This window comes from Nitrospirota bacterium, from assembly GCA_013388455.1.
Classification (GTDB): domain Bacteria; phylum Nitrospirota; class Thermodesulfovibrionia; order Thermodesulfovibrionales; family SM23-35; genus JACAFF01.
Genome location: JACAFF010000023.1, coordinates 21,978 through 44,618, shown reverse-complemented (window position 1 = coordinate 44,618; position 22,641 = coordinate 21,978). Strand labels below are relative to the sequence as shown.

At 35.6% G+C, this 22,641-nt stretch carries 26 protein-coding genes and 1 tRNA gene; 9 read left to right on the top strand and 18 right to left on the bottom strand.

Going from position 1 to position 22,641, the window contains the following annotated elements; translation table 11 throughout:
* Positions 1–26: 26 nt before the first annotated feature.
* The 4 genes from HXY53_05905 to HXY53_05890 all read right to left on the bottom strand — a co-directional run bounded on the left by HXY53_05905 (position 27) and on the right by HXY53_05890 (position 3,691).
* Positions 27–1,337 carry a tetratricopeptide repeat protein gene (locus HXY53_05905; GenBank protein ID NWF76092.1) on the bottom strand — a complete coding sequence of 437 codons (1,311 nt, stop codon included), beginning with the start codon at positions 1,335–1,337 and terminating at the stop codon, positions 27–29.
* Positions 1,334–1,669, bottom strand: a complete 336-nt coding sequence (gene rsfS / locus HXY53_05900; protein NWF76091.1) for a ribosome silencing factor — start codon at positions 1,667–1,669, stop codon at positions 1,334–1,336. Before rsfS ends, HXY53_05905 begins: the two co-directional genes overlap by 4 nt.
* 93 nt (positions 1,670–1,762) lie before the next feature.
* On the bottom strand, positions 1,763–2,425 hold the full coding sequence (nadD, locus tag HXY53_05895) for a nicotinate (nicotinamide) nucleotide adenylyltransferase (GenBank protein ID NWF76090.1): 663 nt from the start codon (positions 2,423–2,425) through the stop codon (positions 1,763–1,765).
* Positions 2,426–2,434: 9 nt separating this feature from the next.
* Complete coding sequence (locus HXY53_05890) at positions 2,435–3,691, bottom strand: glutamate-5-semialdehyde dehydrogenase (GenBank protein ID NWF76089.1); 1,257 nt, start codon at positions 3,689–3,691, stop codon at positions 2,435–2,437.
* A 353-nt stretch (positions 3,692–4,044) separates the two neighbouring features.
* On the opposite strand from HXY53_05890, the gene mutL reads away from it, so the two are divergent.
* The 6 genes from mutL to HXY53_05860 all read left to right on the top strand — a co-directional run bounded on the left by mutL (position 4,045) and on the right by HXY53_05860 (position 8,413).
* Positions 4,045–5,733: a DNA mismatch repair endonuclease MutL gene (mutL, locus tag HXY53_05885; GenBank protein NWF76088.1), complete on the top strand. Its 1,689-nt coding sequence runs from the start codon at positions 4,045–4,047 to the stop codon at positions 5,731–5,733.
* An 82-nt stretch (positions 5,734–5,815) separates the two neighbouring features.
* The gene (locus HXY53_05880; protein NWF76087.1) at positions 5,816–6,001 is read left to right on the top strand and encodes a type I restriction-modification system subunit M N-terminal domain-containing protein; all 186 of its coding nucleotides are present in this window, start codon (positions 5,816–5,818) and stop codon (positions 5,999–6,001) included.
* A gap of 7 nt (positions 6,002–6,008) precedes the next feature.
* A complete protein-coding gene (miaA, locus tag HXY53_05875; GenBank protein NWF76086.1) occupies positions 6,009–6,968 on the top strand; it encodes a tRNA (adenosine(37)-N6)-dimethylallyltransferase MiaA in 960 nt (319 codons plus the stop codon).
* Positions 6,969–7,104: 136 nt separating this feature from the next.
* A complete protein-coding gene (gene hfq, locus HXY53_05870) occupies positions 7,105–7,338 on the top strand; it encodes an RNA chaperone Hfq (GenBank protein ID NWF76085.1) in 234 nt (77 codons plus the stop codon).
* 46 nt (positions 7,339–7,384) lie between these two features.
* The gene (locus HXY53_05865) at positions 7,385–7,735 is read left to right on the top strand and encodes an NUDIX hydrolase (protein ID NWF76084.1); all 351 of its coding nucleotides are present in this window, start codon (positions 7,385–7,387) and stop codon (positions 7,733–7,735) included.
* A gap of 3 nt (positions 7,736–7,738) precedes the next feature.
* Complete coding sequence (locus HXY53_05860) at positions 7,739–8,413, top strand: SurA N-terminal domain-containing protein (GenBank protein NWF76083.1); 675 nt, start codon at positions 7,739–7,741, stop codon at positions 8,411–8,413.
* Here HXY53_05860 and HXY53_05855 read toward each other — a convergent pair.
* The 3 genes from HXY53_05855 to HXY53_05845 are packed head-to-tail and all read right to left on the bottom strand — an operon-like array spanning position 8,408 to position 11,195.
* Positions 8,408–10,081: a response regulator gene (locus HXY53_05855; protein NWF76082.1), complete on the bottom strand. Its 1,674-nt coding sequence runs from the start codon at positions 10,079–10,081 to the stop codon at positions 8,408–8,410. The genes HXY53_05860 and HXY53_05855 overlap by 6 nt on opposite strands.
* Positions 10,078–10,683 (bottom strand): hypothetical protein, encoded by a 606-nt coding sequence (locus HXY53_05850; GenBank protein NWF76081.1) that lies wholly within the window; start codon positions 10,681–10,683, stop codon positions 10,078–10,080. Before HXY53_05850 ends, HXY53_05855 begins: the two co-directional genes overlap by 4 nt.
* A complete protein-coding gene (locus HXY53_05845) occupies positions 10,683–11,195 on the bottom strand; it encodes a hypothetical protein (GenBank protein ID NWF76080.1) in 513 nt (170 codons plus the stop codon). Before HXY53_05845 ends, HXY53_05850 begins: the two co-directional genes overlap by 1 nt.
* A 133-nt stretch (positions 11,196–11,328) precedes the next feature.
* Between HXY53_05845 and HXY53_05840 the strand changes: the two genes are divergently transcribed.
* A tRNA-Leu gene (locus HXY53_05840) sits at positions 11,329–11,414 on the top strand.
* Between the two features lie 109 nt (positions 11,415–11,523).
* Positions 11,524–13,209, top strand: coding sequence for a radical SAM protein (locus HXY53_05835; protein ID NWF76079.1), 1,686 nt, complete (start codon positions 11,524–11,526; stop codon positions 13,207–13,209).
* Between the two features lie 10 nt (positions 13,210–13,219).
* Here HXY53_05835 and HXY53_05830 read toward each other — a convergent pair whose 3' ends face one another.
* Entirely contained in the window at positions 13,220–13,561 is a 342-nt protein-coding gene (locus HXY53_05830) for a histidine triad nucleotide-binding protein (GenBank protein NWF76078.1), read from the bottom strand.
* 210 nt (positions 13,562–13,771) lie between these two features.
* Between HXY53_05830 and HXY53_05825 the strand changes: the two genes are divergently transcribed.
* Positions 13,772–14,023, top strand: coding sequence for a sulfurtransferase TusA family protein (locus HXY53_05825; GenBank protein NWF76077.1), 252 nt, complete (start codon positions 13,772–13,774; stop codon positions 14,021–14,023).
* 180 nt (positions 14,024–14,203) lie between these two features.
* Here the strand turns inward: HXY53_05825 and HXY53_05820 are convergent, their stop codons facing one another.
* The 10 genes from HXY53_05820 to HXY53_05775 form a co-directional block, all read right to left on the bottom strand.
* On the bottom strand, positions 14,204–14,392 hold the full coding sequence (locus HXY53_05820; GenBank protein ID NWF76076.1) for a 4Fe-4S binding protein: 189 nt from the start codon (positions 14,390–14,392) through the stop codon (positions 14,204–14,206).
* A gap of 44 nt (positions 14,393–14,436) precedes the next feature.
* Positions 14,437–15,627, bottom strand: a complete 1,191-nt coding sequence (gene nrfD / locus HXY53_05815) for a polysulfide reductase NrfD (protein NWF76075.1) — start codon at positions 15,625–15,627, stop codon at positions 14,437–14,439.
* A gap of 12 nt (positions 15,628–15,639) precedes the next feature.
* Positions 15,640–16,416, bottom strand: a complete 777-nt coding sequence (locus tag HXY53_05810) for a 4Fe-4S dicluster domain-containing protein (GenBank protein NWF76074.1) — start codon at positions 16,414–16,416, stop codon at positions 15,640–15,642.
* A 2-nt stretch (positions 16,417–16,418) separates the two neighbouring features.
* Complete coding sequence (gene dsrJ, locus HXY53_05805; protein ID NWF76073.1) at positions 16,419–16,820, bottom strand: sulfate reduction electron transfer complex DsrMKJOP subunit DsrJ; 402 nt, start codon at positions 16,818–16,820, stop codon at positions 16,419–16,421.
* Positions 16,821–18,425, bottom strand: a complete 1,605-nt coding sequence (locus tag HXY53_05800; protein ID NWF76072.1) for a (Fe-S)-binding protein — start codon at positions 18,423–18,425, stop codon at positions 16,821–16,823.
* 4 nt (positions 18,426–18,429) lie between these two features.
* A complete protein-coding gene (dsrM, locus tag HXY53_05795; GenBank protein NWF76071.1) occupies positions 18,430–19,422 on the bottom strand; it encodes a sulfate reduction electron transfer complex DsrMKJOP subunit DsrM in 993 nt (330 codons plus the stop codon).
* 5 nt (positions 19,423–19,427) lie between these two features.
* Positions 19,428–19,988, bottom strand: a complete 561-nt coding sequence (locus tag HXY53_05790) for an RsbRD N-terminal domain-containing protein (protein ID NWF76070.1) — start codon at positions 19,986–19,988, stop codon at positions 19,428–19,430.
* A gap of 165 nt (positions 19,989–20,153) precedes the next feature.
* Entirely contained in the window at positions 20,154–20,489 is a 336-nt protein-coding gene (locus tag HXY53_05785) for a TusE/DsrC/DsvC family sulfur relay protein (protein ID NWF76069.1), read from the bottom strand.
* A gap of 313 nt (positions 20,490–20,802) precedes the next feature.
* Positions 20,803–22,311, bottom strand: coding sequence for a cobyrinate a,c-diamide synthase (locus tag HXY53_05780; protein NWF76068.1), 1,509 nt, complete (start codon positions 22,309–22,311; stop codon positions 20,803–20,805).
* The gene (locus tag HXY53_05775) at positions 22,308–22,547 is read right to left on the bottom strand and encodes a zinc ribbon domain-containing protein (GenBank protein ID NWF76067.1); all 240 of its coding nucleotides are present in this window, start codon (positions 22,545–22,547) and stop codon (positions 22,308–22,310) included. Before HXY53_05775 ends, HXY53_05780 begins: the two co-directional genes overlap by 4 nt.
* Positions 22,548–22,641 lie beyond the last annotated feature (94 nt).

Genomic DNA, 22,641 nt, shown 5'->3' with positions numbered 1-22,641 from the left:
AAAAATGTTTTAGCTTAGGGGATGGTCTATGAGTGAAGAAGATTCAGTTGATATGTACTCCATTTTTTACAATTGGAGCATCTTCCTGCCCACTCTGAAGATATATAACCACAGTTGTTACAACCATAGGATATACTAAATGCACATTTATGAGACTCTAAGGCTTTCTTATATTCAAGGACAGCCTTATCAATTTGGTTTCTCTTCATATAAAGATTACCCAGTAGTTGATGCAACTCGGGATAAACAATTCCTCCTGTATCTATAGAAAGAAGAGTTTCAAAAGCATCATCTATCATTTCAAGACGGTAAAATAGTCTTCCAAGAAAAAACTTAGTCACCATCTTCTGAGGATTTTTTGAAATGTTGTTATTGTAAATCCTTATGAGTTTCGAAGGTTCTCCAACACTAATAAGTAAATCCTCCAGCCTTAAAAGGACTATCAAAGATGAAGTTTGTTCATAATTTGTTTCGAGAATTTCTATTGCTTTTTCAACTTCATTTTCTCTCAAAAGCACCTCTGCAAGACCTAAGGTAGCAGGGATAAAATTTTTTTCAAGCCGCAATACTATCCTGAATGCCTTCTTTGCCTTTTCAAGTTCACCATTTTCAAGACAGTTTCTTCCATATTCATATTTATATCCTATAAGGTCTTCCCTCGCAAGAAGTTTGTCCTTTTCTGAATATTCGTTTTTTAGTATTATTTTCTGAACATATACAAGTTCTTGCCACCTTTCCAGCTTTTCAAGAATCTCTCTTTTCTTATATAGTGCATTCAAATTTCCGTCATCTATTTCGAGAATTTCATCTATGTTTCTGAGTGCTTCTGTTAATCTATCTGTTTTTTCCAACAAGCGGACAAGTGCGAATAACACTTCAATATTTCTCGGATTTAGATCACGAACTTTTTGATAATATTCCCTTGCAGTTTGATAATCCTCTTCAGAAGCGGCTATGTTTCCTAACTGGAGCAATGCATTAACATGTTCGGGGTCTTCAGAGAGAACTTGCTGTAATGCCTTCTTTGCCTCTTGTAACTTATGATAAGAAAATAAATAATTCAGAGCCTTTGAATATAACTCCTGAACTTTTTCCTCTCTCTTCTGTTTTTTCTGATATTGCCAGGTGTCAATAAATCTCTTAGTATCCCTTATGATAAAGACAAAAAGCATTGCAAATGCTCCGACCGCCCCAGATAGGAGAAGAAGTGCAATAGTAGGCGTTTCATATGTCTTTCCAAAAGGGATTCTTACTATTGTAGATTCTTGGTTGAAAATTGCAAGAAGAGCTATTGCTCCAAGGAATAAAATAAAAATAAATACACCCAACTTACTCATAAATCTTGATATTCTTCTATCGGAAGTCTGATAGCATCAATCCAGAGTTTCTCGAGTTCATAAAAAGACCGGGTTTCTTCTTCAAAAATATGCACTATTACGTCTCCATAATCCATAAGCACCCAGTGGCTATAACTTAATCCTTCAATTCCTAAAGGTTTAATATTGAAGACATTAAATACCTCCTCAATCTTCTCTGTAATTGCTTTAACCTGTGTGGTACTTTCTCCTGAACAGATTACAAAATAATCTGCTATAGTAGTCAGGCCCTTTAAATCGAGGATAATAATGTCTTTTGCTTTCTTATCGAATGCTGCTCTTGCTGCTTCGATAGCCTTATTTTTACTTTCTAAATGGGGTCCCCCCCTTCAAAATATACTTTTTTTGAGAATTTATGTAAATATAGAACATTTCTTTTTACATACTTAATTTTTGAATTTATATATCTTATTAAAAATTATATAAGATTTAACATCTGCTGGCAACAGATATTTTACGCTTTTTCCATGTGTTAGCAAATTTCTTATCTCTGTTGAGGATATACCAATTGGGGTAAGTCGAAGCAATCTGGCCTTAACGCCAGTGGGCAGCTCAGTTTCATAAAGCTCGATCTTCGCCTCATCAAGTTCCTTCAGGAACTTTTTCTTAATCTTAATATACGGAGAAGCTTGCAAGTCGAGAAATTTAAAGTTAGGACGGGAAATAATAATAAAATCTATAAGGCTCACAAGCTTTTCCGGGTGCCACCATTTCGGAATTTCAAGGAAGGTATCTATACCCAGTATCATTGAAAAATCTTTTTCTGGATTAGATTTCTTTAGCACTTCAATTGTTTTTACAGAATAAGACTTCCCTTTCAGTCTGAATTCTATGTCTGAAAGTTCAAAATAACTGTTATCAAGCAGCGCAATTTTTAACATTTCATATCTATGCTTTGCTTCAGCTATTCCTTTTGTTTTCAAAGGAGGTTCTTTAGATGGGATAAAGAGAATCCTGTTCAGATTGAGTCTTTCCCTCACTTCCTCAGCAGCCCTTAGATGTCCATAGTGAACAGGATTAAATGTTCCGCCGAAGATACCTATCTTCATAATTAAATTTTATTCTCTTAACTGCCCATTACCTAAAACTATAAACTTTGTACATGTGAGTTCCTCAAGTCCCATAGGCCCTCTTGCATGAATCTTATCTGTAGAAATACCTATTTCAGCTCCAAGGCCAAACTGAAAGCCATCGTTTAACCTGGTTGAGGCATTTACAAAGACTGCTGATGAATCAACTTCCCTGAGAAATCTCATAGCTTTCCCATAATCCTTTGTAACTATGGCATCAGAATGTGAAGAACTATATTTGGAAATATGTGTCATTGCATCATCAATATTTTCAACTATTTTAACATTCAGAATTAAATCAAGATATTCCTTGAAAAAATCAGCTTCTTCAAGTCTTTCAAGCGAATTATCAATTTTTCTGGTCAAAGGACATCCTTTCAATTTCACATTAGCCTTTTTAAATCTTTTTATCATGTCAGGCAGAAAAACTTTTGCAATCTTTTTGTCAACAAGCATTGTCTCCATTGCGTTACATGTCCCAGGTCTCTGCACTTTTGCATTAAAACAAATATCTTCAGCCATTTTCAGATCAGCATCTCTGTCAACAAATACATGACATACCCCTTTATAATGCTTCAGGACAGGTATTCTTGAATTTTCTGTAACAGTCCTTATAAGTGACTCACCACCTCTTGGTATAATTAAATCAACTATTCCTTCAAGTTTCAGCATTTCCATTATTGCTTCTCTATCTGGGATGTCAATAAAGGTCACTGCACCTTCGTGCAGGCCATGTTTTCCTGCTGCCTCTTTTAAAACTTTTACAATAGCTCTATTTGAATTTATAGCCTCTGAGCCACCCCGTAGTATTACAGCATTGCCCGCCTTCAAACATAGACTTGCAGCATCTGCTGTTACATTAGGCCTTGATTCATAGATAATCCCAATAACTCCAATAGGCACACGCATTCTTCCTACTGTCATTCCATTGGGCCTCTGCCACATATTTAGAACCTCACCTACAGGGTCAGGCAGTGTCGCTACCTCCCTTAGTCCATGTGCCATCTCATTTATGCGCTTTTCATTTAAAGCCAATCTGTCTATCAACGATTTAGAAAGTCCCTTTTCCTGAGCAAAATTTAAATCTTTCTTGTTTTCTGATATAAGTTCTTTTGAGCGTTTCTGTAATACTTCTGCCATAGCAAAAAGAGCATCATTTTTTTGTTTAGATGATGCCTTTGCGAGCGACTTTGCTCCTTCCTTAGCCTCAAGTGCTTTATTAACAACAAATTCCTTTATATCCATAAAATTCCCTCCTTAATAAAGCCTGTTGAAAATCTTACAATACCTTGAAAATCAAGGTTCTATAAAAATATTCGTAAAACCATCAGTTAAAGGTGCACTAAGGTATCGAAAAATAAATTTTCTCACAACATCTGCATTATTTTAATCGCCTTTTTCGGGTTAATTATTGAACACCCTCATTATACATTAAATATGATTTTTCTGCATTTTCCAATAAAAGTCTTTAAAGCAACCCATTTCTCAACCTCAGAGATATCTTTATTAATATCCCATACAGCTTGTCATTCTTAACACTTTCTTCTCGATAATTTTATGTAGATGCATTTTAGAAATAATGTGAGTTAAAATGTTTCATGCCAAAAATCAACATTCTTCCTATCTATTTACGGAACAAAATTGCCGCTGGAGAAGTAATAGAAAGGCCTGTATCTGTTGTTAAAGAACTGATTGAAAATTCAATTGATGCCGATGCCACCGAAATAAAAGTGGATATTCTTTATGGAGGAAAGCGTCTTATTAAAGTATCTGATAATGGAGTAGGAATGCAAAAAGAAGATGCCCTACTTTGTTTCGAACGTTATGCTACAAGCAAACTTCTCAAAGAAGAAGACCTTTTCAATATTCAGACTATGGGATTCAGGGGAGAAGCACTTTCATCTATTGCATCAGTTTCAAAAGTTAGACTGATGACAGGTACGAGAGATTCAATAGGAGTATATATTGAACTATATGGAGGTGAAGTCAAAGAAATAAGAGATTTTCTCTCAATCGGCACGACCATCGAGGTGCAAGACTTATTTTTCAATACACCAGCAAGAAAAAAATTTTTAAAATCGAACAGCACAGAGCTATTTCATATCATAGATATTGTTACCAGAGAAGCCCTTTCTCATCCAGAAATTGCTTTCAAACTGACTTGCGATAATCATGAAACTATGGATCTATCTTTATCATCTGGCATAAAAGAACGATTAATGCAGGTCTATGGTGAAGAATTTCTAAGTAGTTTATTGGAAATAACCAATAAAACAGAAGGAATTGCATTGCATGCATATGTATCAAAAATTGATAATTTCAGGAAAACAAGATCCCATCAGTTCATCTTTATCAACAGACGGCCGGTAAAAGAGCCTTTTATCTCTTCAGCAATTTACAGTGGATTTGAAGGTATTCTGCCGCGTGAAAAACATCCATGTTTTTTTCTTTTTCTTAATATCGATCCAGCAAAAATAGATGTTAATGTTCATCCAACAAAACGCGAAGTTAGATTTGAAAACCGAGAAATTGTTTATAGATTTGTGCTTGAAAGCATAAGAGAGACGATAAAGAAACAGCGAAGGGAATTCATAGAATCATTCATGATACCACCTTTTCCTGATAAAAATACATTAGCTGCTCAATTTAAAGGGATACCTTCTATCCCAAATCTCCGAATTGATTCAGAGATATCTGCAATATCAGAAAATATTGAATTGACATATAGACCTGAATTACCACATCTTTATCTTGGAGAAACCTTTGTTGCTATGGGAGGAAAGGGCGGATTGACACTTATAGACCATCATGCAGCACATGAGAGGATACTTTTTGAGAAATTTATAAAGGGAATAAATCTTAACTCTACTCGTTTGCTATTTCCAAAGCACATAAAACTTTCACCAAAAGAATATCAGATTATTCTTGAGAATTTACAGGTACTTGCAGATTTCGGCATAGATACAGACGATTTTGGTCATAACACTGTTATTGTCCGCTCATTACCAGATGATTTGAAAAACTCTGATATAGAAGGTATTCTCTCAGATATCGCCTCATGCATAATTGAAGGGACTGCTCCTGATAAATCTCTAAAGGAATCCATCGCAGCAAAGATTGCATGCCATAGCTCCATCAGGGGAAAAGAAATCTTAACTCATGAAGAACTCTCAAGACTCATCAGCGATCTTGAGCATACAGAAAATCCTGATCAATGTCCCCATGGAAGACCCACAAGGATATTTATTTCACTCGATGATCTGAAGAAAATGTTTAAGAGGAAATAAGTTGGGATGAAGCCAGAGGTAGAAGAAAATATGGATTACTTTTTAAATTCATTAACTCAAATTCAGCTAAAAGGAGTTAAGCATGGCTAATGAATCTTCAGCTATTGAACAACGCCTATGGAATTACTGCAATGTCCTACGTGATGACGGAGTAAGCCATGGCGATTATGTAGAGCAGTTGACCTATCTCTTGTTCTTGAAGATGGCAGATGAGCAGACAAAACCTCCTTTTAATAAACCTTCAAGCATTCCAAAAAATCTTGACTGACAGAGAAATGAATAAAGTTATCATCCTACTTGGCCCGACCGCTGTTGGAAAGACAGGTGTTTCGATTCTACTTGCGAAAGCACTGAATACCGAAATTATCAGTGCCGATTCAATGCAGATTTATAGGCACATGGATATTGGAACAGCCAAGCCATCTCCGGAAGAAAGGACTATGATTAAACATCACATGATTGATATTGTTGAGCCGTGGGAGTCTTTCAGTACAGGAAAATATATTTCAATGGTTGTACCGATAATCGAATCAATTCACCGAAATGGGAAAATACCCATTATCGTCGGTGGAACAGGTCTTTATATCAAAGCAATGACAAGGGGCATCTTTAGCGGTCCATCTGCTGACTGGACTCTGAGAGAAAATCTTCTCTCTCTGGAAAAAGAAGAAGAAGGATCTCTTTATAAATACCTGAAAGAATTAGACCCAATGGCTGCAGTAAAAATAACGCCTAAAGACACACGTAGGATTATAAGGGCATTGGAGGTCTGTATCCAAAGCAACACAGGAATTTCAGATATGCAAGAAAAATTCACCAAACCACTCCCATACGACTTCATCAAGATCGGTATTACAAGGGATAGGAAAGAACTTTACAGTCTGATTGAAAACAGGGTTGACAATATGTTTAAGGCAGGACTTATAGAAGAAGTAAAGACTGTAACAAAATTGATAGAAAATGCTATGTCTGAAAATGTTTCACAGTTTCCCTCAATGCAGGCAATTGGGTACAAAGAGATAGCTATGTATCTTCATGGGAATATTACGCATGCTGAAGCTGTCAGAATTATTAAAAAAGGAACGAAGAGATATGCAAAAAGGCAATTTACATGGTTTAAAAAAGAAGAAGCAATTCACTGGGCAGATATAACAGGAATATATGATAACTACAAAGCATATTTGATTGTTTATGGTTTACTAAAAAAATATTTGGATCATCTCCAGAAAAGTTGATGATATGTAGATGAACTGTAATTTTCGCAAGGTTTGTCCCTTCAGAATCAGACATCAATAGAGAAAAGCAGATAGAGAAAGAATATTTATTTGTCAAAAAAAAATACTTAGATTATACTAAAGGTAATAATAAATTATGACAAATAATATAAAGACATTGAATCTGCAAGATACATATCTAAATCTGCTCAGAAAGCAGAGGACTTCTGTCGTTGTTTATCTTACTAATGGAGTTAGATTAAAGGGTATTATCAAAGGATTCGATAATTTCGTAATTCTTCTAAAGGAAAATACTTATTCACTTATTTATAAGCATGCTATATCAACAATAATTCCTGAAAAAGAGATAGAGATAGGATTTGAAGAATAGGGGTGCTATTAAAAATCCTATTCCCACTGTAGACCTTATCATAGAGATGGATGAGGGGATCATTTTAATAAAAAGAAAAAATCCACCTGAAGGATGGGCACTTCCAGGTGGTTTTGTAGATTATGGTGAAAGCCTTGAGGGTGCAGCTATTAGAGAAGCAAAAGAAGAGACTGGACTTAATGTTAAATTGATCCGCCAGTTCCACACATATTCAGAACCAACAAGAGATCCACGAACTCATACTATTTCTACAGTTTTTATTGCAAAAGCAGAAGGTGAAACAAAGGCTGGTGACGATGCAAAAGAGGTCGGCGTTTTTAATAAAGACAATCTGCCAGATCAAATTGCTTTTGACCATAGAGACATCCTCAAAGATTATTTTTCAGGGAGGTATTAGTAAATGCTCAAGATAATGCGGAAACATGCAAGATATTTCTATTTTCTATTTTTCATCGTAATAATAACTTTCATATTCTGGGGTGTGGGTACAGTAGATAAGACAAATAGCATCGAGATTATTGCAGAGATTGGAAACTATAAAATTACTACTGAAGACTACTGGCGAACTTATGATAATGTCTATCGCTTTTACAAAGAAATTTATAAGGATAAGTTAGATGAAGAAATGGAAAAAAAACTAAACCTTAGAGATAAGGTTCTTGATTCCATGATTAATGAACGCATACTCCTTTTAGTTTCAAAAGAAGTCGGTATTACGGTAAGCGACCAAGAGTTGCGTGAGGCCATTGAAAGTGAACCAGCATTTCTCAAAAATGGTGTATTTGATAAAGACATATATGCAAATAGACTCAGACTCAACAGAATAACCCCCGAGATCTTTGAAGCCTCAAAACGTCAGGAGCTCGTTTTAACAAAGATGAAACGTTTTATAGAACTTTCTGTAGAAATGCCCAATCTTGATATCGATATACCACAAGCTTCAGAAAATGCTCAACTATCTATGATGCTTAGACAAACAGCCTTTAATGAAGAAAAGGATAAAGTAATAGAGTCATATATAGCAGGTTTAAAAAGACAGATGAAAATCAAAATCAATAAAGACCTTATTTCATAAATTACGAGTTGTATCCCCACGTTTCATTTTTATAACATGCTGTATACACTCTGCCATCTCTTTTATTTTATAAGGCTTTTTTAAAAATCCATTTGCCTGTCTATCTGAAAGTGGCTGTAACATTTCCTCTTTAGCATATCCAGTCGAAAAAATAATCTTCGCATATGGATCTATTAGTCGTATTCTGTCGAAAACCTCTTTCCCGCTCAATTTCGGCATTATTAAATCAAGGACTACGACGTCGATTTCTTTCTGTTTTTCTTTATATAGCTCTAATGCAGTTAATCCATCTTCTGCTAATAATACTTTATATCTAAGGTGTTTCAGAATATTGTTTCCCATTTCAAGTATCATCTTATCATCGTCTACAAGGAGAATCGTCTCTCCAGCTCCTTTAGGGATGTCTATGGCAACTTCCTTATCAATGGAAATTAATCTCTGTTTACACTCCTTAGAAAGTGGCAAAAAACAATGAAACTGAGTACCAAATCCTATTTTGCTTTCAACTTCTATATGTCCATTGAATTCCTTAATTATTCCGTACACCATTGCGAGGCCGAGTCCTGTTCCGCCGGTTTTACCTTTTGTAGTAAAGAAAGGATCAAATATTCTACTGCGCGTTTCTTCATCCATCCCGATTCCATTGTCGATAATAGAAAGCTTTACATATTCTTGTTGCTGAGATTGGTGAAAATAATCATTGAATATGTTAAATTCAGGATTAATCACTTCTGTCTTAATTGTTAATGTGCCACCATCAGGCATAGCTTCAATTGCATTTATACAAATATTCATAATTGCCTGTTCCATTTTTGATTCATCTATGTCAACATAACACAAAAAAGATGTTAGATCATTTTTAATATTAATACTACGTTTTGTGGTCCGCTCTAAAATTTGTGATATATCAATAATTAACCTGTTGAGATCGACAGTCTTGATTTCAAAGAAACTTCGGCGTGCAAATGTCAGAATTTTGGAAGTAAGCTCTGATGCACGTATTACTGATTTTTCGATATGCTCCATATATTTATAAACAGGACTACTTGTGGAAATTTCTGTTTTTGCAAGAGATGCAAATCCAAGAATGCCGGTCAAAATATTATTAAAATCATGGGCAACCCCTCCAGCAAGTGTACCCAGAGCCTCCATTTTCTGCGCTTGTAATAGTTGCTCATGGGTTAATTTAAGCTCCTTAAGAGCTTCATGAAGCTCAACATTTCTCTCAGTTAATTCCATACGGGAAATTTCAAGATCTGTCATAATCTTTTTTAAAAGTGATATATCACGGAAGGAATATAGATATCCTATAATCCGTCCTTCTTTATTCTTAATCAACGAAGCACTTACAAGAGCAGGAATTGTTTTCCCATTCGCCGTCGTAATAGTGGTTTCAATATTGAAAATATTCTGGTCCGCGTCAAGAGCTCGCTTTACAACACATTCAGTCTCACAAATACTGGTTTTTAGCACATCCTTGCAATACATCCCCTGAGCTTCAAATGATCTAAATTCTGTGATTTTTTCTGCAGCCAGATTAAAAAAAACAATTCTCATCTGAGAATCTGTAAGAAATATTGCATCAGGCATTGAAAGAAGAATATCTGTTGCACCTAATTCTTTTGGCCACCCTGTTAATTTTCTTATATCTGTATCTAAATAAGTCATTCCCTGCCTTTAAGTTCAGCAATAAATTTGCATATATAATCTCCCTTAGAACGGCATGAAACCTCATTTGCAATAAATGTTCCCATCCCTTTAGGATAAGGTAGCCCGTAAACAAGATCCATATACGAAGCAGTACAAGCACTAAACATATAACAACGGCTATAAGGCTGGGGGCCATATTCTTCCAAATAGCGTCCTGGGTCGTAAGCATTTTTTACAATAGTAACTAATTTCTCTCCAGGCAGCAGTTCTTCAATCTCGATGTAACCAATACCAAAAATATTCGTATAAGCCACAAGAGCATGCACTTCATCCTCAGAAGATTTAATCATTGGAAAGATATATTCTCTCCAGTGCATAGATGTTCGCACCCCATGAAAGGTATGATATCCGCATTCAAGCACCGCATCATATAATTTCCTCTGGACGAGCTGAGCTGTTTCAATATCTACATGCTGTATAAGTCGAGAAACGACTTTAAAATAAAATTCATTGTAATTCAATGCAGCATATACGCCAAAGGCTGCCATAATACCCTTTTCATTACTCTCTACTGGCAAACGTGATGCAATCTCAATAACTCTCTTGATATCTATAGCCATTATTCATTCACCGAGACAGAAAATTCACACTGTTTGTGTCCTGTTATCATACAATGTTTCTCAATAACCTTATAATCATTAACTGGCCTTGAATAGATCGCTGAAAGAATTCCCTTTAAAAAACCACACGTCAGATAACAAACCGGCGTATTACGCCTTCCATATTTTGCTAACCATCCAACAACATAATATGAGGAATCAGCATATGCAAATCCACCATTTTCATTCAATTCTGCAAGATAGATTCTACCTAAACCCATAAAGCGATATAAATCTTCTGCTGTATCTAATATTTCGCTTACTGTCTTATTTATCAAGTATTTTTTTATATATTCTGAAAAATTTAGATTAAATTCTTCTGCTGATGCCTGGATAAGAATATCCTTCGCTTCAACAACTTTCATATCTTCAAGTGCCTTAAGCAAGCCACAATTATAATGATGACAGTGAAGGGATACCAATGCACCTTCAAGTTTTATAATATTCAGATTTGCATCAAAGGAAATTTTCAAAATAATAAATACTCCATATTTATCAATTGATTAATATTTTTGCAAATATCATATTTTATTTCAAGTAATATAATCCTCTAAAATAATTACAATCTCTTGAAACCTATCTGTTTTTTATTGTAGCATATTCTATGCCGAAGTGGTGGAATCTGGTAGACACGCACGTTTGAGGGGCGTGTGGGGTAACCCATGCGGGTTCAAATCCCGCCTTCGGCACCATAAAATTTAGGGGTTCGATCCTGTTTTAATATCAATGTGTATCAACCTGTTAAAATATTTAAGTTAAAGTTATTTAACCCTCTCTTAAAAGAAATGATGAGGTAATTTTTTGAAAATACTCCTTATTTATCCTTATTTTCTTGATGAAAGAATTCACGCAGAGGATGTTGGAATTATACCAATCGGTTTATATTACATTGGCGCAGTTTTAAAAGAAAATTCATACGATGTAGAAATACTAAACTGGCACAATATTCATAAAGCACCTCATAAAATAGAAGAAACCCTCAAAGAGAAAAAACCTGATGTTATAGGATTTTCTATTGTTAATGCTAACCGTTGGGGGGGGATAGATATTAGTAGAATTGCAAAACAAATTCTTCCTGATGTAAAAATTGTATTTGGTGGAATTGGAACAACTTTTCTCTGGAAGCATCTGCTTACAAATTTTAAAGAAATTGATTATGCTGTTCTCGGTGAGGGAGAAATAAGTTTTCTCAATCTGATTAAGTGTCTCGAAAGTAAAGATTTAGAAGGTATCCATCAAATAAAAGGAATCGCATATCGTGAAGGTAAAAAAGTAACCAAGACACTTGATGCGGATATGATACAGGACATTGATCAAATTCCCATGCCTGCGAAATATTTTGATTTTCAACACCTCTCTTCTTCGCGAGGATGTCCTTCCAACTGCACATTCTGCGGCTCTCCCAAGTTCTGGGGACACAAAGTCAGATTTCACTCTCCAGAATATTTTATAAAGCAGATAGATTTACTCTATCAAAGAGGGATTACGTTCTTTTATTTTTCAGATGATACATTTACCATGAGAAAAGATCGGGTTATTCAGATCTGTAAAAGAATTATTGAGAAAGACCTGAAAATCAACTGGTTTGCAATCTCACGGGTTAATTTTATAAATGAAGAGATTCTCTACTGGATGAGAAAGGCAGGCTGCGTTCAAATCAGCTACGGTGTAGAAAGTGGCTCTGAAAAAATTAGAAAAGTTTTGAATAAAAATATACGAACAGAGGATATCAAAAACGCTTTTGATTTAACCACAAAATTCGGAATTCTTGCCCGTGCCTATTTTATTTATGGTTCACCAGGAGAAAGCTGGGAAACCATAGAGGAGTCTTTAAATTTAATTCACGAGATTAAGCCTCTTAGTACAATATTTTATATTCTTGATATATTTCCAGGCACAGCATTATATGATGACTTTAAACGAAGAATGAAAATAGGAGATGATATCTGGTTGCAAAGGATAGAAGATATTATGTATTTTGAAACAGACCCTCGATTATCGAAAGACGTGATACTTTCTTTTGGTAAGAAGCTCAGAACCTATTATTACAATCATCTTCCAGAGTTTACAGATGCAATCCAGCTCTTAGATCTGAAAGATCTTTATGAACACCATGCTGATTTTCTATCAAGGCTGGCAATGACTTTCAGCCACGGAGATTATGCGACAATTGAAGCAATACCACAAAAAGAAAAAATTGCTCAAAAGCTTTATGAGAGATCATTGTTATATTATCCAAACCACAGAGCTTATCTTGGATTAGGGATAATCTGGCAAAAGAAAGGAAATTTTATGGAATCTTCCAGAATACTTTCTGAAGGAATAAAATATTTTCCTCAAAGCGAGTCTTTAACTATGTGTCTCGGTATCACATATATGAATTTAAAAAAATATGAAGAAGCATTAAAGTGCTTTCAAAAGTTTCCGGAGTCAAAGGAAGCAATTGAATTCTCCACAATCTGCAAGAGTAAAATAGGTGTTTCTTAAATTGGCATTTCTATCCAGGTGGCCAATGCATCAATCTCCCTCCGAGTAAATGCATATGAAGATGATAAACTGTCTGCCCTGCTTCTAAATTGCAGTTCATGACAAGTCGGAATCCACGTCCATCAATTTTCTTATCACGAGCTATCTTGTTTGCAATTTTGAAAATATGTGCAACAAGATAGCTATCTTCTTCCTGTATGTGAAGTGTTGTCGGTATATGTTTTTTCGGAATCACAAGGACATGAACCGGTGCTTGAGGATTAATGTCATCGAAGGCAATAACATATTCATCTTCATATAAAATTCTTGCAGGCTTTTTCTTTTCTGCAATTTCACAAAAAATGCATCTCATTACTTTACTCCTTGTAAATTTAAAAAATAGTTAGACTCTACTTTATAAAGATTTTGATATCTATATATCTATGTTAATATCTCTGAATTCATTCATTTAAGAAAAAATGTATTGACATCAGTTTAAAAAACAGTTATAAATTTTAAGCAAATTTAAACTTATCATATCTCATTTTCATCTAATTTAATTGAAAAAAGGAGATTATATAGGATGACTGATCTGAAATCAAAGATACCAGCAACAACACTTGACCTCCTTGGGCAGGTATGTCCATATCCAATAGTACTGACTAAAAAAGAGATGGAAAAATTACCAGCTGGTGCGATTCTTAAGATACTCTGTGATTCCACAACAATGATTGAAGATACCATTCCAAGATACTGTGAAAAACATGGTTATCAACTTGAAATTGTAAGAATAGAAGATAAAGGTTGCTGGGAACTTTATATACTAAAAACCTGACTCTGATTTGTTTCTGAAAAAAACAATGACAGGAAACCATATTGCAAATACTGCTCATATCATAATAAATATTCAACATCTAATAATATTCACAAAGGTTGCTCCAAAAAATATCCTAAAAAATAAAAAAGGGATACTTTACCTTCTCGAGAGTATCCCCTTTTTATTTTAAGAAAATCTCTATTGCTCTTTAAGAGTTATAGCACCAGTGGTACAAACACTGACACATGTTTCACAACCTTCGCACAAATCAGCCTGATAAGGATCTGATTTTCCATCTTTCATCTGGAAAACTCCAACAGGACAATTATTGACACATTCCTCACAGCCTTCACATTTACTTAAATCCACTACTGGAATAACTCCCACTCTCTTTCACCTCCTTGCCAATATTTCAAAAATCTATTCAACTTCTATTCTGCTCTTATCTGCCTTTCTCCATACTTATCGAAAATAACTTCTTCTTTGACAGAAATAGCTACCTTATAAAGTATGGTAAGTATAAAAAATCCAATTCCCCATACGCCGAGGGCAATTAAAACTTCAGGCAACGTAGGCCAGTACTCAACAACCTTTTCAAACGGATTAGGCACAAATCCGCCCACAACAAGGCTGATACCTTTCTCTAACCATAAAGCTATAAATGTTGCTACAGCAGCAAAACCTAATGCTTTCTCATTCTTTCTTGCCTTAGGAATAATCAATATTGGAAGTGCAATTGCTAAGAGAAGAGTACATGTCCACATTACAGGTACAAGTTTTGTGTGCCCATGAATACCGACAAAAAGATACTTAATGGGATGCATATGACCTGGTATATTGCTGTAGAATGCAGTAAAAACCTCAAATAAATAAAAGGCTATAGTTGCTATTAAAAAGTAAGCGGCTGTTTTCGCCATTGTCTGTATGGCATCCCAGCCTGCATCAAATCTGGTAAATTTTCTTAAAATTAAAGATATTATTATCAGAAGTGATGGACCGGATGCAAATGCTGAGGAAAGAAACTTAGCAGCCATAATAGCGGTCAACCAATAATGCCTTCCAGGTAGACCTTGATAGAGAAATGCTGTAACAATATGAATAGAGGGTGCCCAGCATATTGCAATAATTATGAATGGCTTTATCCAAGCCGCTGGCGGTACTCCCTTCCGTTCTGCTCCCAATACATACCAGCCACATAAAATATTAAGAAAAAGATAACCGCTAAGAACAATCATATCAAAGAACATGACCGAGTTAGGAGTTGGATGGAGTAAAACATTCAGAACCCGGAGTGGCTGACCAAGATCAACAAAAATAAAGAGCATACACATAATTACGCTGGGGACCGCAACAAATTCACCCAATATAGCAATTCTTCCATATTTCTTGTAATTATGGAGATAATAAGGCAGGACTATTGTAACTGCTGAGGCTGCAACACCTACAAGGTAAGTAAATTGACCTATATAAAGTCCCCATGAGACATCCCTGCTCATGCCTGTTATTCCAAGACCAACTCGAAACTGGTAAAGGTATGAAATTACGCCAGTACTTATAATAGCCAGTAAAAAGATTACCCAACTCCAGTATCTTCGACTTCCTTTTATAGCTAATTCAAGCATAAATATTCCCTCCTAAATTATGTAATAAATACTGGGCTCTGTTCCAAGTTCGGATTTACGCCGGATAGTGTAATGCTCACGAAGAACCTTCCTTATCTCCGAATTAGGGTCATCCAGGTCTCCAAAGATCAAAGCACCATTTGATTCTTCTACGCATGCAGGTTTAAGCCCTTTTGCAAGCCTCTCATAACAAAGAGTGCACTTCTCAACAACGCCTTTCATCCTTGTTGGATACTCCCTATTTTCTTCTTTGATAAAAGGCCTTGGATTTCTCCAGTTAAAACTCCTTGCTCCAAATGGACAGGCAGCCATGCAGAACCTGCATCCAATACAACGGTGCATGTCCATCATAACAATCCCATCTGCTCTCTTAAATGTAGCCTTTGTCGGGCATACCCTAACGCAGGGAGGATTATCACATTGATTGCAAAGAACTAAAAATTGCATATGTTCAATTTCTTCTGACATATATTTGCTTTCCATGCCAGGAAAGGCGTGCTCAAAAGTCTCTGGCCATATCCATTTAATTTCTTCTTTTGGATTGTCTATATTAGGGACATTGTGAATACGATGGCAGGCGTCTATACACTTTTGCATCGTCTCGTTATCCAACTTTTTCATATCTATAACCATACCCCATCTTTTCCCAACTAAAGCTTCTGGGTTTTTCGAGAGTTGTGATGCTTCAAATTGTCCTGGCTGTAAAATTTCAAATGCAGATATACCTCCTAATCCTATTACGGCAGAGGCACCTATCATCTTTAAGAATTGTCTTCTGCTAGTACTCATAGTTAGCTCTCCTCCTTCGGCTCTATATGACAATCCCAGCAATAAGGTTTTACGGCTGTATAATTATGACACTGGTCACAAAAATCCTTTTTATTTGAGTGGCATTTCATACATGTATTTTGAAGACTCATTTTATATTGCTTACCAGTGGTACTTGTGTAAAGTGCATTCGCATCACGCACTACCCAATCCCTCCATTGATTAAGCAATTTCATGTGTTCGCTTCTCATATATTCTTTAGATTCTATACATTTTCTCTCGCTTTCAGGCAATTTCAGAATTTCTGGAGTATTAACTTTTGGGTCTGGTTTAGCAGTTGCCTTTTCACCGCTAAAGAGAAAAGGCGTTATCACCAACCCAACAAATATTAAAAGTCCAATTATTATTTTCCCTCCGTTATACATTTATCCACCCTCCTTTCCTGGAAGTGGGTCACCTCGTAAATCGGTTGTCCTTTCTTTTTCTCCCTTCATGACAAGAGCATTACCAACCATTTCATGGACTCCACGTACAGCTACTCCAGGAACCCAATAATCCACCAGTGTTTGTAAAGTAGCCCTGTCAATCTGACATATATTTGCCAGAGTGTTTACCCCAAATTTTTCATTAACGTGTTTCAGTGCATTTGCCCTTGGTAAAGCACCTCTCAATCTGAGCTCCATATTTTCTGATGCGTTCAATCCTGAGCCAGACCCACAACAGAAAGTATTTTCCCTTATAGTTTGAGGTGGCATCTCATAGAAATGATTGCATATATTTTTAATAATATACCGAGGTTCTTCAAGCAGTCCCATTGCTCTTGCAGGATTGCAGGAGTCATGAAATGTCACAATATAGTTGTCATTCCTACTTGGGTCCAGATTAAGTTTACCATGCTTTATAAGATCAGCAGTAAATTCAGTGATATGAACTATCTTGTTTGATTTTGCATTCTCAAATTTAGTGCCTGTTATTGGTGAAACAGGCTCTTCAAGAAAGTCAATAGGTCCAAACCATGTATTATGATATTGATGCCATACCCTCCACATATGTCCACATTCTCCGCCGAGTATCCATTTCACTTTCAACCTTTTTGCCTCTGCATATATCTTTGAATGGAGTCTTTTTGCCATCTCATTAGATGTGAAGAAACCGAAGTTTCCTCCTTCTGAACAATAAGTGCTTAAAGTTATATCAAGCCCAAGCTCATGGAATAACATTAAGTACCCCAGAAAAGTAATATTCCCATTTGGATCAAAATATTCACCAGAAGGATGCACAAAAAGAATTTCTGCTCCCTTTCTATTGTATGATGGATCAACATTTATCCCTGTAACTTGATAAATTGATTCTTTAAATTCATTAACAATATCCATAATTGTATGGGGAAGAAGTCCCATATGATTTCCTGTCATATAACAGTTTGCTACGGGACCGGCAATCCATTCAATATTTAATCCGAGAAGATTCAATAATTCCCTTGCTAAAATGGTAATTTCAGCAGTATCAATTCCATAAGGGCAGAAAAGAGAACATCTGCGACATTCAGTGCACTGGTATGCATAATACCACAATTCTTTGAGCACATTAACATTAAGGTCTCTTGCACCGGCAATTTTACCCATAATCTTTCCAGATGTCGTGCAGTATTTTCTGTAGATTGACCTGAGAAGCTCTGCTCTGAGAACAGGCATATTTTTAGGGTCACCACCTCCTATAAAGAAATGGCACTTATCAGCACATGCACCACATCTCACGCAGATATCTAAAAAAAGTCTAAAAGAGCGATACTTGTTGACCCTTTCCCTTAAACCTTCGATAAATATCTCTTTCCAGTTTTCAGGAAGTTTCCAGTCTTCATCAGCTACCGACCATTGCCTTATATTAGGGAATCCAACTGCTTTAAGGCTTTTTTCTTTGTTACCCCAGCAGAAAAAACCTTTTTTAATCTCAGTCGGTGTATCAAACCATGCTGTCTTTGGTGGCTTATAATTGATCTTTGAAAGTTCTTCAGGTTTTTGTATTGCCATAATTCTACTCCTTTTCTACTGGTAATCCAGCCTGTTTCATAAATTCTCTATAATCATCTTCATATTCTTCATATGTATGAACTTTTACAGGGTAATTCCATGGATTTACATGCATTACCTCACGGTTGTTGTTAGCCAAATTTCTCGTAGGACTTAAAAACACACCTGCCATATGCATTAACTTGCTCATAGGAAAATAAGCAAACAATGCACTTACAAGGAAAAGATGAATATAGAAGATAATACCTATGCCTTCTGGAACAACAGGCTTGAATGTAATTAGCCCCATTGTAATTTGCTTGATGCCTACAACATCTGTTTTAAGGAAATACCGCATAAGAACTCCTGTAAGACCTATTGAAAATATCAGAAAAATGGGGAAATAATCAGACGCAAGTGAGATATAACGGACTTGAGGGATTATTACCCTTCTAAGGAAAAGGAACGTTACAGCACCAAGAAATATTATATCCGTTACATAGAGCACTGGAGCACCTACCTGGAAAAAACCATCAAGAGATTCTAAAATTTCAACGAAAAAAGGCACTGGCTCAAAAAATAACCTTAGATGCCTTGTTAGTATTATAAAAAAAGTCCAGTGAAAGGCTAAACCACCTAACCAGAGCCATTTGGTAGATGCATAAGAAAGTTTAGGTCCATCTCTTAATTCAGTTCTCATATTCCTGAAAAGAGAACGGAAAAGGAGCACCTCAAACGCCATTCTTATGATTACACCGAGCGAACTTGAGGGGTTATCAATTTTATTTTGTTTTATCCATGGGAACGATTTTTCTTGTCCTGCAGTCGTTGGTATACGAAAAGGCACAGGTATTCGTCCCCATTTGATAACACGATAGATAACCCCGATAACGAATGTTAAGAAAGCTGCATAGGGAATAATAACAACGAAAAAGTAATGTAGACCGGCTCCTTTAACTCCTATGAATACTATCACAATGAGAGCTATAACTGCGAAGAACGAAAATAAAATTCCCATTTTTCTTACCCCTTTATGTTTCGAGTTAATACTGTTTCTACTTTAATATCTGATTCGCAATCTTCTATCTCAGAAATTAGATTAGCTCTTTTTAAAAGCCCGAATGTCATGTTCCTTATTTCATTAACTCTGAGATCAAAAATCCTTTCTTTAAATTTCATGTAAATATCAAAAGACAGAAAGGTGAGATTGTCAATTTTTGTTTCAAGAAACTTTAAGTCTTCTGAGAATTTATTTTTTTCTATATCATCCAATTCATCCTTAATAACTTGTTTTAACAGGTAAATAATTGAGACAGCTTTTGATGGAGAAAAATCCTGAACGGCGTTGATTTTCATAATGTCATTAAGATAGAGAAAAATCTTCTCAGATTCGGTATCATGAATAAGTTCATCAAAAAGACCTTGAATGTTTTCAGAAATTGTATGCCCTAATGGATTTAGAAAACGATCTTTTTGATTTTTAAGGAAATTAGAAGAATCAGATGGAAAATTATCAATGATTAAGTCAAACCATTTTTTTATAACAGATGTTCTCTTTTCTGCGAGGAGGTCTCTCAGACTCATAATATAGTATGCAGATCTCCTTTTGGTTTTTAAATTTATATCTCTACGTAATAAATTTATTTTCTACAGCTCTATCAATTAAGCAATAAAATTGAAAATTCTTGAGCAAGAAGCAAGAACATACTTACTTCTTGCTCTTAAATAATTTAAAAATAAATATATAAATTACACACAACCAGTTGGTTTAGGGAGTCCAGCATATCTACAAGCCTGCTTTGCAGGTCCAGCTGGGAAAAGCTGATACAGATATTTAGTATTACCTTTCTCGGGACCCATAACCTTACCAATTTCTTTAACAAGTATTTTAATCATTGGAGCAATCTGGAACTTTACAAAGTAATCTCTTAAGAAATTAATGATTTCCCAGTGTTCTTGCGTAAGGGTAATCCCATCTTCTTTTGCCATTAATTCTGCTATCCCAGGCTGCCAAGCCTGCCAGTCCTGTAAATAACCATCCTCATCAATCTCATACTGTTTTCCTTCAAATTCCAAATACGGCATCTGACTACCTCCTTTGTTTATTTAAATTTAAGTTTTTTGATAGAAGATTTCTCCCATCAATTTCGAGCATCGATATATTAGCATGGTAAAATTTTTATTACAATATAATAAAATTAATAATGAAACGGGTTATAAAAAGTAATACAAAGATATAATCATGGTCAAATAAAAAAATTTTATTTAAAAATAAATCTTTTTAAAATTAAACTTTTCAGAATGATAATTTATATCTACAATGTTTTTAAAAACATTGTTCTAAACTACACCAGCTATTAATAAAAGTCAATATCAATTTCTGATTTTATATAATATATTAATTGCTTGTTTTTTTGTTTACGAGTGCAACTTGTATCATTGCCTCTACCCACTCTTTTGCTCCAAGTGCATGTAAATGTGTGTAAGTCGCAAGCACATTCTTATAACAAAGTCCATCTTTTCTATTCATTATCCCCACGCCTTTATTCATTTTAAATGCAAAATAAATACTATCCTTTAGAGTCGATAATCCCATCTGCATTCCACTTTCGAGTTCCACATTGTATCCCTTTTCTATCTGACTGATTTCCTCCAGGTTTAGGACGTGCGAATAATGGAACTCATGCCCATGAAGAATAAGTCCAATTTTAAAAAATGGATTGGGTGATTCTACTTCTATCACTGTATAACCATGCCCCGCAGGTTTCTTGCTTACTCCCATAACGATAGGTAAAACACCTGTCATATCATATGATTTACCTCCATAGATTAACTTTTCGCTAAGATAAATCAGTCCTCCACATTCAGCATAGATTGGTAATCCTTCCTCAGCAGCTATTTTGATTGCGTGTCTTAATTTTACATTGGAAGACAACTGCTCTGCATGTGTTTCAGGGAAGCCACCACCAATATATAGTGCATCAATATCAGATGGGAGGTCATCTGTTAACGAGCTGAACTCAATAAGTTCCACCCCTTCTTTTTTTAAGGCATCAAGATTTTCCTGATAATAAAATTGAAACGCTGAATCCCTGATAACGCCAACCCTGAGTTGGTCATTGGCGACCTGAAACTTGTCACTGTGCTTTACCAATAACGAATGACTATTGACAATTGACTGTTTTAATAACCGTTGACTATTGACTAATAATGGGTGTGCATCGTGGGCGATCTCCCACAATTTCTCCAGGTCAAGGTATTTCTTAGCTATAGATGCAGCATTTTCAATCGCCTCTTCAGCCTCCGGGTGTTCCTGAGGCGGCACCAAACCAAGGTGCCTTCCAGGAAATATTATATTCGTCAAACGCGGGATTGCTCCACAAACTGATAGACCACAATTAAATTCTATACTCTTACGGATAATTGATTCATGCCGGTGTCCGGCTAATTTATTGAGAATTACTCCTTTTATGGAAACATCCGGATCTAACATCTTACATCCGAGTATTAGTGCAGCTACAGTCCTTGTAACCTTCGTGCAATCTACAACAATAATGACAGGTGAATGAAGTAGCTTGGCTATTTCAGCAGTACTCACACTCCCAGCTTCATCCATTCCGTCGTAAAGACCGCGATTTCCTTCAATAACCGAAATATCTGAATTTTTTGCATAATGGCTGAAAGAGAATTTAACATCATCTTTACTCATTAAAAAAAGATCGAGATTATAACAGGGATGTTTTGCGGCATAACTCAACCAGGCCATATCAATGTAGTCAGGACCTTTTTTAAAAGGAATGACTTTCTTTGACTCTTTATGCCATAAACGACATAAACCTGTGCTAATGGCTGTCTTGCCATTATCTCCACCGAGGCCTGATATTATAAGCCTCGGATATTGAATCATCTCTTTGGGCCCGGGATTTCAAAGGTGGCACAGCTACCACCACCACAACTTTTAATTGTCTGTTTTGCTTTTCTGCCACTACTTGATGTTCCTACATTTATCGTACTCAAAACTCTTTCCACTTCCTCACAGCCACACTTTGGGCACTTCATTCCTGACTTTCCATCCTCCTTTTTCAATTTTAAAAGCTCAAAGATATGTCCGCAACCAATACACCTGAATTCATATATGGGCATGGGTTTCCCTCCTTTTCAAAAAAAATTTAGAACAATGACTTATAATATCATAAATTATCCTTCTAAGAGTTTTATTATAATGAATTATCTACAC

What these genes read in the sequence shown, in the direction of transcription:
- miaA (NWF76086.1), top strand. Translation starts at nt 6,009, where the DNA reads ATGAATAAAGTTATCATCCTACTTGGCCCGACCGCTGTTGGAAAGACA.
- HXY53_05850 (NWF76081.1), bottom strand. Translation starts at nt 10,683, where the DNA reads ATGGCTATAGATATCAAGAGAGTTATTGAGATTGCATCACGTTTGCCA.
- HXY53_05830 (NWF76078.1), bottom strand. Translation starts at nt 13,561, where the DNA reads ATGAGATGCATTTTTTGTGAAATTGCAGAAAAGAAAAAGCCTGCAAGA.
- dsrM (NWF76071.1), bottom strand. Translation starts at nt 19,422, where the DNA reads ATGGGAATTTTATTTTCGTTCTTCGCAGTTATAGCTCTCATTGTGATA.
- HXY53_05800 (NWF76072.1), bottom strand. Translation starts at nt 18,425, where the DNA reads ATGGCAATACAAAAACCTGAAGAACTTTCAAAGATCAATTATAAGCCA.
- HXY53_05880 (NWF76087.1), top strand. Translation starts at nt 5,816, where the DNA reads ATGGCTAATGAATCTTCAGCTATTGAACAACGCCTATGGAATTACTGC.
- HXY53_05825 (NWF76077.1), top strand. Translation starts at nt 13,772, where the DNA reads ATGACTGATCTGAAATCAAAGATACCAGCAACAACACTTGACCTCCTT.
- hfq (NWF76085.1), top strand. Translation starts at nt 7,105, where the DNA reads ATGACAAATAATATAAAGACATTGAATCTGCAAGATACATATCTAAAT.
- HXY53_05785 (NWF76069.1), bottom strand. Translation starts at nt 20,489, where the DNA reads ATGCCGTATTTGGAATTTGAAGGAAAACAGTATGAGATTGATGAGGAT.
- HXY53_05865 (NWF76084.1), top strand. Translation starts at nt 7,385, where the DNA reads ATGGATGAGGGGATCATTTTAATAAAAAGAAAAAATCCACCTGAAGGA.
- HXY53_05810 (NWF76074.1), bottom strand. Translation starts at nt 16,416, where the DNA reads ATGAGTACTAGCAGAAGACAATTCTTAAAGATGATAGGTGCCTCTGCC.
- HXY53_05860 (NWF76083.1), top strand. Translation starts at nt 7,739, where the DNA reads ATGCTCAAGATAATGCGGAAACATGCAAGATATTTCTATTTTCTATTT.
- dsrJ (NWF76073.1), bottom strand. Translation starts at nt 16,820, where the DNA reads ATGTATAACGGAGGGAAAATAATAATTGGACTTTTAATATTTGTTGGG.
- HXY53_05905 (NWF76092.1), bottom strand. Translation starts at nt 1,337, where the DNA reads ATGAGTAAGTTGGGTGTATTTATTTTTATTTTATTCCTTGGAGCAATA.
- HXY53_05855 (NWF76082.1), bottom strand. Translation starts at nt 10,081, where the DNA reads ATGACTTATTTAGATACAGATATAAGAAAATTAACAGGGTGGCCAAAA.
- HXY53_05775 (NWF76067.1), bottom strand. Translation starts at nt 22,547, where the DNA reads ATGCCCATATATGAATTCAGGTGTATTGGTTGCGGACATATCTTTGAG.
- HXY53_05790 (NWF76070.1), bottom strand. Translation starts at nt 19,988, where the DNA reads ATGAGTCTGAGAGACCTCCTCGCAGAAAAGAGAACATCTGTTATAAAA.
- HXY53_05890 (NWF76089.1), bottom strand. Translation starts at nt 3,691, where the DNA reads ATGGATATAAAGGAATTTGTTGTTAATAAAGCACTTGAGGCTAAGGAA.
- nadD (NWF76090.1), bottom strand. Translation starts at nt 2,425, where the DNA reads ATGAAGATAGGTATCTTCGGCGGAACATTTAATCCTGTTCACTATGGA.
- HXY53_05780 (NWF76068.1), bottom strand. Translation starts at nt 22,311, where the DNA reads ATGATTCAATATCCGAGGCTTATAATATCAGGCCTCGGTGGAGATAAT.
- mutL (NWF76088.1), top strand. Translation starts at nt 4,045, where the DNA reads ATGCCAAAAATCAACATTCTTCCTATCTATTTACGGAACAAAATTGCC.
- nrfD (NWF76075.1), bottom strand. Translation starts at nt 15,627, where the DNA reads ATGCTTGAATTAGCTATAAAAGGAAGTCGAAGATACTGGAGTTGGGTA.